This window comes from Neptunomonas concharum (assembly GCF_008630635.1).
GTDB lineage: Bacteria > Pseudomonadota > Gammaproteobacteria > Pseudomonadales > Balneatricaceae > Neptunomonas > Neptunomonas concharum.
Map to the genome: position 1 here is coordinate 294547 of NZ_CP043869.1, position 13090 is coordinate 307636.

The 13090-nt window shown below is 47.1% G+C and carries 14 protein-coding genes; 2 read left to right on the plus strand and 12 right to left on the minus strand.

Annotation, left to right across the window (positions count from 1 at the left end):
- Positions 1-26: 26 nt before the first annotated feature.
- The 10 genes from F0U83_RS01400 to F0U83_RS01445 form a co-directional block, all read right to left on the minus strand.
- Complete coding sequence (locus tag F0U83_RS01400) at positions 27-1232, minus strand: MFS transporter (RefSeq protein ID WP_138986169.1); 1206 nt, start codon at positions 1230-1232, stop codon at positions 27-29.
- Between the two features lie 91 nt (positions 1233-1323).
- Entirely contained in the window at positions 1324-1941 is a 618-nt protein-coding gene (locus tag F0U83_RS01405; protein ID WP_138986170.1) for a TetR/AcrR family transcriptional regulator, read from the minus strand.
- A gap of 202 nt (positions 1942-2143) precedes the next feature.
- Positions 2144-3286, minus strand: a complete 1143-nt coding sequence (hemW, locus tag F0U83_RS01410; protein ID WP_138986171.1) for a radical SAM family heme chaperone HemW — start codon at positions 3284-3286, stop codon at positions 2144-2146.
- Entirely contained in the window at positions 3286-3888 is a 603-nt protein-coding gene (rdgB, locus tag F0U83_RS01415) for an RdgB/HAM1 family non-canonical purine NTP pyrophosphatase (protein ID WP_138986172.1), read from the minus strand. Before rdgB ends, hemW begins: the two co-directional genes overlap by 1 nt.
- 4 nt (positions 3889-3892) lie before the next feature.
- On the minus strand, positions 3893-4324 hold the full coding sequence (locus tag F0U83_RS01420; protein WP_138986173.1) for a DUF4426 domain-containing protein: 432 nt from the start codon (positions 4322-4324) through the stop codon (positions 3893-3895).
- A 14-nt stretch (positions 4325-4338) separates the two neighbouring features.
- A complete protein-coding gene (gene metW / locus F0U83_RS01425) occupies positions 4339-4929 on the minus strand; it encodes a methionine biosynthesis protein MetW (protein WP_138986174.1) in 591 nt (196 codons plus the stop codon).
- Positions 4919-6091 carry a homoserine O-succinyltransferase MetX gene (metX, locus tag F0U83_RS01430; protein ID WP_138986175.1) on the minus strand — a complete coding sequence of 391 codons (1173 nt, stop codon included), beginning with the start codon at positions 6089-6091 and terminating at the stop codon, positions 4919-4921. Before metX ends, metW begins: the two co-directional genes overlap by 11 nt.
- A 136-nt stretch (positions 6092-6227) precedes the next feature.
- Positions 6228-6776: a YggT family protein gene (locus tag F0U83_RS01435; protein WP_138986176.1), complete on the minus strand. Its 549-nt coding sequence runs from the start codon at positions 6774-6776 to the stop codon at positions 6228-6230.
- A gap of 83 nt (positions 6777-6859) precedes the next feature.
- Positions 6860-7693, minus strand: coding sequence for a pyrroline-5-carboxylate reductase (gene proC, locus F0U83_RS01440; protein ID WP_338036380.1), 834 nt, complete (start codon positions 7691-7693; stop codon positions 6860-6862).
- Between the two features lie 10 nt (positions 7694-7703).
- Complete coding sequence (locus F0U83_RS01445) at positions 7704-8399, minus strand: YggS family pyridoxal phosphate-dependent enzyme (RefSeq protein WP_138986177.1); 696 nt, start codon at positions 8397-8399, stop codon at positions 7704-7706.
- An 86-nt stretch (positions 8400-8485) separates the two neighbouring features.
- Here F0U83_RS01445 and F0U83_RS01450 point away from each other — a divergent pair, with 86 nt between their 5' ends.
- Together F0U83_RS01450 and F0U83_RS01455 are read left to right on the plus strand one after the other, a co-directional pair.
- The gene (locus tag F0U83_RS01450) at positions 8486-9520 is read left to right on the plus strand and encodes a type IV pilus twitching motility protein PilT (protein ID WP_138986178.1); all 1035 of its coding nucleotides are present in this window, start codon (positions 8486-8488) and stop codon (positions 9518-9520) included.
- 38 nt (positions 9521-9558) lie between these two features.
- Positions 9559-10725: a PilT/PilU family type 4a pilus ATPase gene (locus F0U83_RS01455; RefSeq protein ID WP_138986179.1), complete on the plus strand. Its 1167-nt coding sequence runs from the start codon at positions 9559-9561 to the stop codon at positions 10723-10725.
- Between the two features lie 76 nt (positions 10726-10801).
- Here F0U83_RS01455 and F0U83_RS01460 read toward each other — a convergent pair whose 3' ends face one another.
- Both F0U83_RS01460 and F0U83_RS01465 read right to left on the minus strand, forming a co-directional pair.
- A complete protein-coding gene (locus F0U83_RS01460; protein ID WP_138986180.1) occupies positions 10802-12073 on the minus strand; it encodes a dihydroorotase in 1272 nt (423 codons plus the stop codon).
- 3 nt (positions 12074-12076) lie between these two features.
- Positions 12077-13075, minus strand: coding sequence for an aspartate carbamoyltransferase catalytic subunit (locus F0U83_RS01465; RefSeq protein WP_138986181.1), 999 nt, complete (start codon positions 13073-13075; stop codon positions 12077-12079).
- Between the last annotated feature and the right edge of the window lie 15 nt (positions 13076-13090).

A 13090-nucleotide genomic window follows, 5' to 3' on the forward strand; every position in this document is an offset into this window, starting at 1 on the left:
CCTATCGAGTTGAAACTTGCATTTATTCATAAGTTTTCATTTTCTGCTTTAGTGACCCGCTTATAATAAATACTATAACTTTGCGGGGAGTAGCTAAGTGCCAAAGGCGTTAGCAAAGCCATCATCCCTCCCATAATCATCCAGATTATATCTATCTGACCAAAGCTGTCCCGTATCCAACCGGCCAAGGCAGGAGTAGTAGCTGCAACAATGTAACCGCCTCCTTGGACATAGGCTGTTAGATTGCCTGCATGTTGAGGGTTGTTAAAATGTTCAGAAGCGACTATCAATGACAGAGGAAAGTGAATACCAATTCCTAGTCCTAATAAAGCCACCGATATCAGTGAAAGCTGAGTGGGAAACAATGCCAAAAAAACTAAGCCGGCGACAGTGGATATAATGGATATCAAAAGTAGTAAGCGCTTGTCTTCTATATTTTTGATTTTCATTGATAACAGGAGCGCGGTAACCAACTCAATCACTATAAAAAACGTTAGTAGAAAACCAGACGTTTCAGCAGTCATAGCATGTGCGGAAAAATAGGCCGGCAGCCAAGCGAGGATTAACATGAACACGCCGGTTCCAACGCCAAAAAACATAAGTAAAGATAAGCTCCTTACATCACGACGATACGCTATCTTTGTTGTGCTCTGGGAACCCCCTTTTGCCTTGTCTTTATAGAATGTAACGTGCCATAACATAATTGCGAGCACAGCAGGGGCCCCCCATAAAGCCAATGCTGATTCCCAGTTTAGCCATTCGGCCAAGGGGACTGCTGAAGCGGCAGCAAGTGCAGCGCCGGCTACAATAGCACTAGAATACAATCCTATCATTCCACTTGCAGATTTAGAAAACACGCGCTTGATGTATCCAGGCAATAGGGCTTGAACTACAGCAATTCCTAAGCCTGCAACAATCGCTGAAATAATCATCAATCCATCGCGGTCACCCCAAATGCGCGAGAAACAGGCAAGACTAATCATAGCAATACCTAGTGTGATGCCACTTTTTTCTCCCAAAAATTGGCGTAATGGTTGTGCTAGTAGAGCCCCTAATCCCATTAGTAGGATAGGAAGGGTGCTAAGTAAGCCAATATCAGAAGCACTCAATGTAGTAGAGTTTAAAATTTGTTCCACTAGGGGCGAAATAGCGGCTATTGCCGGACGAAGATTAAGAGCAATTATAATTACAGAGGCTGCAATTACGATTGAGTGAGTTTTTACGTTATTCATTATCTTACCTTCTGTAACGATTGTTACAAAATTGAATAAAAAAATAGTTACATTGTTTATACGAAAAGAGACCGATATTTTTTACATGTAATTAAGCCCTGTAAAGGTTCAAAGTTTGATCAATTGTCTGAAGAAGTATCGCAGAATCTGTGCCAGATTTTGCCTGTACGCGTAAACCTTGCAACACAGTAAGCAAAAGCTCCGCGGCGATAGTCGGATTCAGCTCCGAATTTATTTCATTATTCGCTTGCCCTCGCTCTATAGCTAAGACTAAAGCTTTTCGTAATAAATCAAAGTGTCGCTGTAGAATTTGGCTTATGCGTTTATCATGCCCGGCTCTCTCAATTGCAGTATTAGTCACTAAACAGCCCATTTTTATTAAAGCTTCCGACTCAAGAGTGGATATAAGTACTGTTTGAATAGCCACTGCTGCTGAAGAGCTCTCGTCCGAGAGTACCGATGCCACCTCGCGCGTGTGTACTAAGTAATAATCTAAGGCGCGCTCAAATAAGGTCTCTTTGTTCGAAAAAGCATTATATAAACTACCGCGTCCTAGACCACTAGCTTTTACTAAGTCCTCGGCAGAAGTTGCCATATACCCTTTACGCCAAAAGATTTTCATAACGCCGCGCAGCACATGATCTTCGTTAAAAACTCGAGGTCTTCCCATGTCAAATCTAGACTCATAAATACATAATGGAATGATCATTACATATCTAATAATAAGTTACAACTCATTTTCCTTAGATGCTGTGGGCAAGGAGTGAGTTTGTTTACACATCAGAGAGCGATTTCTTTTCGGTTTTTTACAGTGCTTATTGGTAATTCGGCGAAAGCCTACATTGCTTCGTCAACACTACTGATAGTATCTTCTCTAGAGTAAAGGAGTCAGAAATCCGGCGTTTTCAAGTTTATGGAATAAATATTTCCAAAAGGTCATTCAAGAATAAATGACCGCGTTTAGTGGGCTGTAGCTTTGGTGATGGCTCCAGTAAGCCTTGCTTACGGGCTTGCGTCAGTTGCTCGCTTACTACCGTTAGGCTTAGCCCTGTTCTTTGCTCGAATAGACTTTCTTCCACTCCAGATTGTAGCCTTAGAGCATTCATCATGAATTCAAAAGGTAGGTCATCTGATGAGATTGGCTGTTCGTCGCCGCAAGGGTTGATGTGCTGTAGATAGGCTTTTGGGGAGCGTTGTTTCCAGCGGCGTAGGATGCGGTTTTCTTCTGGGAAAGTGAGTTTGCCATGCGCGCCCGCTCCGATACCGATGTAGTCGCCAAACTGCCAATAGTTGAGGTTGTGACGGGCTTGTGACTGGGAGCTTTTCGCATAAGCTGAGATCTCATACTGGTCAAATCCTGCTTCTTTTAAGCGTGATTGTCCTGCTTGCTGAATGTCCCATAAGGTCTCGTCTGCAGGGATAATTGGCGGCCTGGTATAGAATTCGGTGTTGGGCTCAATGGTGAGTTGATACCAAGAAAGATGGTCAGGGCCTAGTGCTATGGCCGTGTCTAGATCATGCAGGGCTTGTTCTGGCGTTTGGTCGGGTAGCCCATGCATCAGGTCGATATTGAGGCGTTTATAGCCGAGCTTTAAGGCGGTTTCGACAGCAGTATAGGCTTCTTCGCCACTGTGGATTCGGCCTAAATGGCTAAGATGGGTTGAGTTAAAGCTTTGGATACCGACGGATAAACGATTCACGCCAGCGGCTAGGTACCCAGCAAAACGTTGTTGCTCAAAGGTGCCAGGATTAGCTTCCATCGTAATTTCTATATCTTGGCTAAAGGGTATGAGCTGATTTGCGCCTTCTAAAATATCGCTGATGGCCTGTGCTGAAAACAAGCTAGGTGTACCACCGCCAATGAATATCGTTTGGATCGACCTTCCTTGAGCGGCATGTCGCTCTAATGCTAAATCATTCAGAAGCGCTTTTACGTAATCCGCTTCGGGTATGCCATCCCCTTTGACAGCATGAGAGTTAAAATCGCAATAAGGGCACTTTTTAACGCACCAAGGGATATGAATATACAGCGATAAGGGAGGCAAACTTAGCATTAGTTCAGGTAGCCCTGAATTTTTTCCATAAACTCACGTACCGCTTGGCCGCGGTGACTAATGGCATGCTTCTCTTCTGGTGTCAGTTCGGCTGCTGTTTTATCCATCCCTTTGACGATAAAAAGCGGATCATAGCCAAAGCCTTGCTCGCCTTGAGGTGTGTGGCCAATCATCCCTTCTAGGGTTCCTTGGCAGATTAAAGGCATGGGATCTTTTGCGTGGCGCATAAATACCAGCACGCAGCGATAGCGAGCAGAGCGTTCACTATCGGGTGTGTTGGATAAGGCTTCCGTTAACTTAGCGTTATTCGCGTTATCCCCTTTCTTTTCACCGGCATATCGAGCTGAGTAGATGCCTGGCGCGCCAAGTAGTGCATCGACTTCTAAACCTGAGTCATCTGCAAGCGCGGGTAAGCCGGTTGCTTCACAGGCATGTCGTGCTTTGATAATAGCGTTTTCAACAAAGGTGAGACCCGTTTCATCAGCGTCGGTTACGCCTAGCTGAGTTTGGGGTATCAGATCAATAGCATAGGCTTTGAGGATCTGAGCGAACTCTTTTAGTTTGCCTTGGTTACCACTGGCAAGAACGATTTGATCAATCATGGGGTTAATCCGTGTAAAACTTTTGGGTAAAGCGTATGGTTTTTGCCGGTTTGTTCGGGTCTGGCTGTACATCAAGGGTCAGGTGCATGATCTCCTCGTTCCCGAAAGTAAAGCTGCCGATGTAGTAGAGGGCAGTGCCTTCCTTGATTGGTTTAAACTGCAACTGTTGGGTTTGCTGCATCAGATTAGCCACTTTCCCAGTGAGTACGGCAGGCACTGCCTTTTCACTGCCGTCGGTCTGTTTTTCGAAAACAGCAACATTGAGCATGGCAGTAAAGCGGCTGCGTGTCAGGCCGTGCCGTTGGGCTACTTCAGGCGCTACGATAGTACTGTTGAAAGCGTTGTAATGGATCACGTAATTATCGGTTTCTACCGATTGCTCTGCCAACGCTGGCTGAATCATTAAGCTAAGTAGTAACGCTATAAAGGTTTTCATGGTGTTACCTCTTTCTAACGGGTTATTCGGTAGATAGCAATTTCGCCCAGCATGTTGGGCCATAAGTTTGTCCACCATCTATGTTGATGTTCATTATCCACAACGGTTCGATTCAGGATGTGAATGTTTTTCTGTACACAAAGGCTTTCAAAATCCTTGAAGGTGCAAAAATGTATGTTAGGTGTGTCGTACCAAGAGTAGGACAGAAACTTAGATACCGGCATCTGCCCACGCAGCGCTAAATAGCCACGTGCGCGCCAGTGGCCAAAGTTTGGAAAAGTGACAATGCACTCTTTGCCGATACGTAGCATTTCATCAACGATTAGGTCTGGGCGGTGCATGACCTGCAGTGCTTGCGTCATTACAACGGTATCAAAACTGTTGTCTCTAAGCGAAGCTAAGCCTTGGTCAATATCCTTTTCGATAACATTCACACCCTTTTCGATACAGGCGGTAATGTTAGTATGGTCATTCTCGATGCCGTAACCACGTACGTTCTTTTCATTGATCAGATGGCGCAGCAACTCGCCTTCACCGCAGCCTAAGTCAATGACGCGGGTGTTAGGGCGTATCCATTCACGGATGATTTCCAGATCAGCTCGCATTGCCTTTCTCCTGTGTTGACGGTGGTATATCAGCGGCTATGCGCTCCATATAGGCACGGAAGATCTCCATGTAGCGTGGAATTGGAATAAGAAACGCATCATGGCCTTGTGGTGAGTCGACCTCTGCATAGGAGACATCTTTACCTGCATCGACAAGAGCATCAAGAATCTCGCGTGATCGTTCTGGGGAGAAGCGCCAGTCAGTCGTGAACGCGATCAGCATGAATTTCGCGGTTGCTTGCTGGAGTGCCAGTGACAGATCATCATTAAACTCAGAGGCCGGATCGTAGTAGTCCAGTGCCTTGGTCATCAGCAGGTAGGTATTAGCATCAAAGGCAGTTGAGAAACGTTCTCCCTGATACTGCAAGTAGGATTCCACTTCGAACTGAGGATTAAAGTCAAACCGAAGCTTACCTTCTTTCATCTCTCTGCCAAATTTTTCGCGCATGCCATCATCAGAGAGATAGGTGATGTGCCCAACCATTCTCGCAAGCATTAAACCCGTTTTAGGTACTTCACCGACATCGTAGTAGCGGCCATCATGAAACTGGGGGTCTTTCGAGATTGCTTGGCGTGCGACCTCATTGAAAGCAATATTCTGCGCAGAGAGCTTAGGCGCGGCGGCAATAACCATGCAGTGGCGCAGGCGGTCAGGATAAGTAATAGACCACTGTAAGGCTTGCATGCCTCCTAAGCTGCCACCGATGACGGCAGCCCATTGCTGAATACCTAAATAATCGGCAAGGCGTGCTTGGCTTTCGACCCAATCTTTCACGGTCATCAGAGGAAAGTCTGGGCCATAGGGCTTGCCCGTTTTTGGGTCTATCTGGTTAGGGCCGCTGGAGCCGTGGCAGCCGCCCAGATTGTTTAACCCAACCACGAAAAAGCGGTTGGTATCAATCGGCTTGCCTGGGCCGATGGCTGAATCCCACCAGCCCGGCTTGGTATCACCCTCATAATAGCCAGCAACATGATGATGGCCCGACAGTGCATGACAGATCAGAATGGCATTGGATGCATCCGCATTTAGCTCACCATAAGTCTCTACCATGAGCGTGTATTGGTCTAATGTTCTTCCGCAAGCCAAAGCTAAAGGCTGTGTAAACTCAATCGCTTGAGGAGTAACAAGGCCGACAGAGTCAGCCGCAAATGTAGTTGGCATCGTGATTAACCTCGACAAAAAATTAAAACGCAGGGGTGGTCTTAGTCGAGCATCACATCTCGTACAGCAATAGCAGCACGCGACCGAGGGTCGGTGTTTGATAAGGTATCAGTTCACGTGCGTTCAATGTTCATTCCTACAATGCAAATGGCGCAAGCTGCCCCTGAATAATCTGGATCGCCAGAAAAATCAGAATCGGTGAAAGATCCAATCCGCCCAATGGCGGAATAACTTTTTGCGCTAATTTAAATAGTGGTTCTGTCAGTTGAGAAATGAGTTGAGGCGCAGGATGATAACTACCCGGCGCAACCCAACTTATAATGACGGAACCTAACGTTGCCCAAAAATAGATTGAGAGAATACTATTCGCCAGACCGGCAATACTTCTTAGGACTAAAGAGATAATGTCAACCTGAATGCTGCCTTTGTAGATCACGATAAGCAGTGCGATCATACCTAGTTTTACAACCAAGGCCAGTACAAGGGGGGAGAGGTCCATGCGACCTGCTTTAGGAAGAATCCGTTGCAAAGGCGTCAGCGGCACCTGCGTCAGTTTCACAATCGACTGGGAGATCGGGTTGTAATAGTCCGCTTTTGCAAGCTGCAGCAAAAAGCGCATCAGTAGGACGAAAATGAAAAGTTCACCGAGTGTCCTGATGATGAGTGTAATCGGATCTTGTTCCATGGCTGGATTGATTCCCCGTTAGTTCTGTTTGCGTGCCAGTATAGTGTCTTTGTGGGGATGAATGAACACCCCGGTTATTAGTCTTATTTACCTAATTCTTCAGCCATGGCGATAGAGCGTGTCGCGCAGGCGCCCATAGCATCGGCAACGATCCCTTCGAGATCATGGCGCTGGAACGCTAAGATAGCTTGTTCTGTTGTGCCATTAGGTGAGGTGACTCGACGCCTTAGCTCAGCAGGATCTACATCGCTTTGCAATGCCATTTCGGCAGCGCCTTTAGCTGTTTGTAAAGTGAGTTGAGTAGCCGCGTCAAGGGTAAGCCCTTGTTGAACGCCAGCTGAGATCATCGCTTCCATAAACAGGAAGTAATAAGCAGGCCCTGAGCCTGAAACGGCTGTAATCGCGTGCAGCTGTTGTTCATCCTCTACCCACAATGTTAAGCCAGTAGCCGACATAACCGCTTCGGCTTGATTGCGTTGCTCGTCGCTAACATCGCTATTGGCAAATAAGCCACTGGCACCAAGGCCTACCAGCGCTGGTGTGTTAGGCATACAGCGAACTACGGATTGATTGCCGCCTAGCCATCTATTGATACTGCTAGAGGTAATACCGGCAGCAACCGAAATAAACAGCGGCTTGCTCTGTTGAGCGGCCTCGCTTAGAGGCAAGAGCACTGCTTTTAATATCTGAGGCTTCACCGCCAGAACCACTACATCAGCATTACTTACTACATCAATATTGCTGTCGGTAACATTTAAACCCTGTGTTTGCAGGTCTTGAATACGGGATAAGTCAGGTTCGCTCGCCCAAATTTTATTGGCAGGGTATCCCTGTTTTATCAGACCGCCAATAATAGCGCGGGCCATGTTTCCGGCACCAATAAAAGCAAGGGTAGGGTAGTTTTTCAAAGTGATCACCTATGTATACTTAATTCTGTGGGTAGTGTCTGGGGCCAAAGAGCGCTGTGCCAATGCGGACAACCGTTGCTCCGTGCGCAATGGCGACTGCCATATCATCTGACATCCCCATGGACAGCGTATCAAGCAGGGGATGTTGCTTTTTTAACTCATGAAATAAGGTTTGCATCTGAGTAAAGGTATGCGCTTGTGCTTCAGAGTCTGTGGTTGCTTTGGGAATCGCCATCAAGCCTCTTACAACAATATTGGGCAGCAAAGCCATTTGGTTCAGCAATGTTTCAGCTTCGTTGGGTAAACATCCCGCTTTGCTGTCTTCTTTGCTGATATTGATCTGCAAACAGATATTGAGTGGAGGTAGCGTTGCTGGTCGTTGCTCTGAGAGACGTTGTGCGATTTTTAACCGATCAACGCTGTGTACCCAGCTGAAGTGTTCGGCGATTGCACGGGTTTTATTGGATTGAATTGGACCAATGAAATGCCAAGTGATCGGCAAGTCGTTAAGGGCCTCTATTTTATCCAGTGCTTCTTGCAAGTAGTTTTCGCCAAAAGCGGTTTGGCCCAGCTGATACAGAGCACGAAGCTCATCTGGCTGACGTGTTTTGCTGACAGCCAATAAGTGAATATCTTGCGGCATACGAGCAGATTGGGTCGCTGCCTGATCGATCTGTTGTCGAACGCTTTGGAAGTTCTCTGCTATGCTAGACATAAGTTAATTGATAGTTCTTTGGTTTAGATGCATGCTTCTATTCTGAAGGAACGAACGATTTTAAGTAAGCCTTGAGTTTAAAGATTATGGATATTACAGAACTTCTCTCTTTTACGGTGCAGCAAGGAGCTTCCGACCTGCATATTACTGCAGGTATGCCGCCGGTGATTCGTGTGGATGGCGACGTTCGTCGTATCAAGCTCCCGGCACTTGAGCACAAGCAAGTCCATACTCTCATTTACGACATTATGAATGATAAGATCCGTAAAGAGTATGAAGATACTATGGAAGCGGATTTTTCTTTTGAAGTGCCAGGTTTGGCGCGTTTTCGTGTGAACGCATTTAACCAAAACCGAGGCGCTGCGGCAGTTTTCCGTACCATTCCTAGTAAAGTACTTACGATGGAAGAGCTTGGTATGGGTAAAGTGTTTCAGGATTTGTCCTTACAGGCACGTGGTCTTGTGCTAGTAACAGGGCCTACCGGGTCAGGTAAATCTACGACACTAGCGGCTATGGTGGATTATGTGAATGAGGTGCGCTCTGATCATATTTTGACCATCGAAGACCCGATAGAATTTGTGCATGAAAGTAAAAAAAGCCTGATTAACCAGCGTGAAGTACATCGTGATACCCATAGCTTTTCTAACGCGCTACGATCAGCACTTCGTGAGGACCCGGATGTGATCCTTGTAGGTGAGATGCGAGACTTAGAAACCATTCGTCTTGCGCTCACTGCTGCTGAAACTGGGCATTTGGTTTTTGGTACCTTGCATACCACATCAGCAGCAAAAACCATTGACCGTGTTATCGATGTTTTCCCAGCAGCCGAAAAAGATATGATTCGCTCGATGCTATCTGAATCACTGCAGGGTGTTATTTCTCAAACATTATTGAAAAAAATTAATGGTGGACGAGTAGCCGCTCATGAAATAATGATAGGCACGCCAGCGATCAGAAACTTAATTCGAGAGGATAAGGTCGCGCAGATGTACTCGGCGATTCAGACTGGTGCAGCGTTTGGTATGAAGACCCTCGACCAGTCATTAACTGAGTTGGTACAAAAGGGATTGATTTCACGTGAGTCCGCTCGCCAAAAAGCGAAAAACCCACAAGGTTTCTAATGTCAGGCTTGTTAGGATTTTTTTAGGAGAAAGAGATAGTGGAGTTTACGCAACTACTCAAGGTCATGATTGAACGAGGTGCTTCGGATCTGTTCGTATCGGCAGGTGCACGTCCGAGCATAAAAGTCGATGGTACGCTCAAGCCGCTGACGAAAGAGCCGCTGAAGCCTTCTCAAGCGCGCTCATTGGTTTACTCCACTATGAATGACAAGCAGATAGCAGAGTACGAAGGTACTCGTGAGTGTAACTTTGCTATCAGTGCGCCAGGACTAGGGCGTTTTCGTGTCAGTGCTTATGTGCAACGAAACTCCCCCGGTATGGTTTTGCGACGTATTAATACCACTATCCCCTCGTTTGAAGAGCTGAACTTGCCACCGGTCATGAAAGACCTGTCCATGACGAAGCGAGGCTTGATTCTGTTTGTTGGTGGTACATCAACGGGTAAGTCTACATCCTTGGCGTCGATGATTGATTATCGCAATCGCCATAGCCGTGGGCATATCATTACCATTGAAGACCCTATTGAGTATATTCACGAGCATAAAGAAAGCATTGTTACCCAGCGCGAAGTGGGTATTGATACGGACTCTTTCGAAGTTGCTCTTAGAAACACGCTGCGACAAGCGCCTGATGTGATTCTGATGGGTGAGATCCGAACTCAGGAACTGATGAAGTATGGCTTAGCGTTTGCTGAAACAGGTCACTTGTGTATGGCAACTTTGCATGCGAATAATGCTAACCAAGCACTGGATCGAATAGTCAGCTTCTTCCCGCCTGAGCACCATGATCAGTTGTGGATGGAATTATCGCTGAACCTTAAGGCGATTGTTGCACAGCAGCTATTGCCGACGAAAGATGGCAAAGGGCGTCGCGCTGCAATCGAGGTTATGATTTGTACGCCGCTGATTCAGGATATGATCCGTAAGGGTGAAGTCCATGAAATCAAAGATGTTATGAAGAAATCTACCAACTTAGGTATGCAAACATTCGATCAGGCGTTGTTTGAGCTCTACAAAGATGGCGTAGTAAATTACGACACGGCACTAGCCCATGCCGATTCAGCAAACGATTTGCGCTTGATGATTAAACTCAGTGCCGATACTAATCCTGAGTTATCGGCGAACGAAAGTGCTGAGTCGCTCTTCTTGCAGGAAGAGGAAGATTTCATGAACCTCTCCGGTGAGATGGAAGTGCGTAATATGTAAACGTTGGTAAATATAAGAAAGCCGCGAAAGTGAAGAACGATCGCGGCTTTTTTTTGAGTATAAACTGCTCGGGCGGCTAGAGCTGATAAACCAATTTACCATCCACCAGTGTATGCGTTACGCGCCCGATTAGATTACTTCCCATGAACGGTGTGTTTTTCCCGGCAGATGTGCAGGTTTCACTGTTCAATTGCCACTCAAGTTCTGGGTCGAAAATGCAGATATCTGCTGCTGCGCCATGCTCTAAAGAGCCAGAATTGAGTCCTAGTATGGCGGCAGGCGATGCTGTTAATTTATCAATTAACTGAGGTAGTGTAATTAATTGCTGTGTGACTAGCATCAGACCAAGGGGCAGCAGGGTTTCAAGGCTGGATATACCAGGCTCTGTCGCAGCAAAGGGCGCTTGTTTAGCTGCCGGGTCGTGGGGTTGGTGATCTGAGCAAATCGCTTGGATACCGTCTGTTACCAGAGCATGACGTAGCCCTGCTCTATCCAGTTGGCTGCGCAATGGTGGAATGACGTGGAATTGGCTATCAAATCCATCGACGTTTTCATCGGTCAAGAACAGGTGGTGGACCGCAACATCGGCCGTTACATTTAGGCCGCGTTTTCGGGCATCCATAATCATTCTGACGGAGCGGTCGCAGGAAAGCTGCCCAAAATGAGCCCTCACGCCTGTTTGTTCAACAAGTAATAAGCAACGAGCTAATTCAACTGTTTCTGCGGTTTCGGGAATACCTGCTAAACCCAGGCGGGTACACGTCGTATCGTCGTGCATGCAGCCTTTCCCAGTAAGCTCCGGATCCTGTGGCTTAAATATAACCAAGAAATCATGAGTGGCTGCATACTCCAAACAGCGCAGCATCACTAACGCGCTCGGGACAGGCTCACGGGCGTTACTAAAAGCGATACAGCCAGAGCGATGCAAAGCGTGCATAGGGGCGAGCTGTTGTCCTTCGAGGCCGCGAGTGAGTGCGCCGGTTGGAAGGATTTTAGCTAAGCCGTTTGCTTCAGAGCGATCAATGATCAACTCTGCGACTGCCGCGGTATCCACAACAGGCGATGTTGTCGGAGGCGTTACCAGCATGGTGATACCGGCGGCAACAGCGGCGGCCGTTTCGCTGGCGATGGTGCCTTTTTGGGTTTGCCCAGGCTCGCGAACATGGGCAGATAGATCAATGAACCCAGGGGCGACCACTTTACCTGTAGCATCCAGTGTGCTGGTTATTTGTATCTGGGGGTCAACCTTATCGCAGTCAACGATTTTTCCATCGATGATATAAACATCTTGTACCTGATCAATCTGATTCTTGGGATCGATAACCCGCCCGTTTTTAATCACCAACATTGATCAGACCTCCGCCTTAAAGTTTTTCTCGGCCATTTGGCCGCTCATAGACATAGACATGACAGCCATGCGTACGGCAATGCCATTGGTTACTTGATCTAGAATTAGCGAGCGTGGACCATCGGCAACCGCAGACTCTATCTCGACCCCTCGATTTATCGGGCCAGGGTGCATTACCACGACATCAGGGTGTGCATGTTTTAGTTTTTCGTTAGTCAAACCATAAAGTTTGTAAAACTCAGCTTCGCTAGGGAGTAGGGCGCTTTGCATACGCTCTTTTTGTAACCGCAGCATGATGACAACATCGGCGTCTTTTAGACCTGCTTCCATATGGGTAAACACTTTGACTCCCAGCATTTCTATATGCCGAGGCAGTAGAGTAATGGGGGCAACGACCCGTATTTCGGCAACCCCTAGCGTGCGTAAAGCATGTATTTGTGAGCGGGCAACCCGAGAGTGGAGAATATCACCCACAATGGTCACAACCAAAGGTGCAAAGTCACCTTTGTGGCGTCGGATTGTCATCATGTCGAGCATGGCTTGCGTAGGGTGGGCGTGGCGTCCATCGCCTGCGTTAATGACAGCAACATTAGGAGTAACATGTTCTGCAATAAAGTGCGCAGCACCGCTATCTGAATGTCGCACCACGAACATGTCAGAATGCATTGCCTCTAGTGTTTGCAATGTATCTTTGAGGGTCTCGCCTTTTGAGGTGGAAGAGGTACTAATATTTAAGTTCAATACGTCTGCGGATAAACGCTTTGCCGCCAACTCAAAAGTACTTAAAGTCCGAGTGCTGGCTTCAAAAAAAAGATTAACGACGGTCTTGCCCCGAAGCAGTGGAACTTTTTTGACCTGTTGGGCGCTCATGTCCACAAAAGAGTCGGCGGTATCCAGTATCTCAGTAAGCGTCTCACGAGACAGACCTTCAATCGTAATAAAGTGCTTTAGGTGCCCTTCGCGGTTCAGCTGAATGCGATTGGGATCTTTTGTTGCAAACATGGCATGCTCCGGGTC

Excerpts from the sequence above, each read along its gene's own strand:
- rdgB (WP_138986172.1), bottom strand. The coding sequence starts at position 3,888 with ATGATTGATCAAATCGTTCTTGCCAGTGGTAACCAAGGCAAACTAAAA.
- F0U83_RS01465 (WP_138986181.1), bottom strand. The coding sequence starts at position 13,075 with ATGTTTGCAACAAAAGATCCCAATCGCATTCAGCTGAACCGCGAAGGG.
- hemW (WP_138986171.1), bottom strand. The coding sequence starts at position 3,286 with ATGCTAAGTTTGCCTCCCTTATCGCTGTATATTCATATCCCTTGGTGC.
- metW (WP_138986174.1), bottom strand. The coding sequence starts at position 4,929 with ATGCGAGCTGATCTGGAAATCATCCGTGAATGGATACGCCCTAACACC.
- metX (WP_138986175.1), bottom strand. The coding sequence starts at position 6,091 with ATGCCAACTACATTTGCGGCTGACTCTGTCGGCCTTGTTACTCCTCAA.
- F0U83_RS01400 (WP_138986169.1), bottom strand. The coding sequence starts at position 1,232 with ATGAATAACGTAAAAACTCACTCAATCGTAATTGCAGCCTCTGTAATT.
- F0U83_RS01450 (WP_138986178.1), top strand. The coding sequence starts at position 8,486 with ATGGATATTACAGAACTTCTCTCTTTTACGGTGCAGCAAGGAGCTTCC.
- F0U83_RS01445 (WP_138986177.1), bottom strand. The coding sequence starts at position 8,399 with ATGTCTAGCATAGCAGAGAACTTCCAAAGCGTTCGACAACAGATCGAT.
- F0U83_RS01420 (WP_138986173.1), bottom strand. The coding sequence starts at position 4,324 with ATGAAAACCTTTATAGCGTTACTACTTAGCTTAATGATTCAGCCAGCG.
- F0U83_RS01460 (WP_138986180.1), bottom strand. The coding sequence starts at position 12,073 with ATGTTGGTGATTAAAAACGGGCGGGTTATCGATCCCAAGAATCAGATT.
- F0U83_RS01405 (WP_138986170.1), bottom strand. The coding sequence starts at position 1,941 with ATGATCATTCCATTATGTATTTATGAGTCTAGATTTGACATGGGAAGA.
- F0U83_RS01435 (WP_138986176.1), bottom strand. The coding sequence starts at position 6,776 with ATGGAACAAGATCCGATTACACTCATCATCAGGACACTCGGTGAACTT.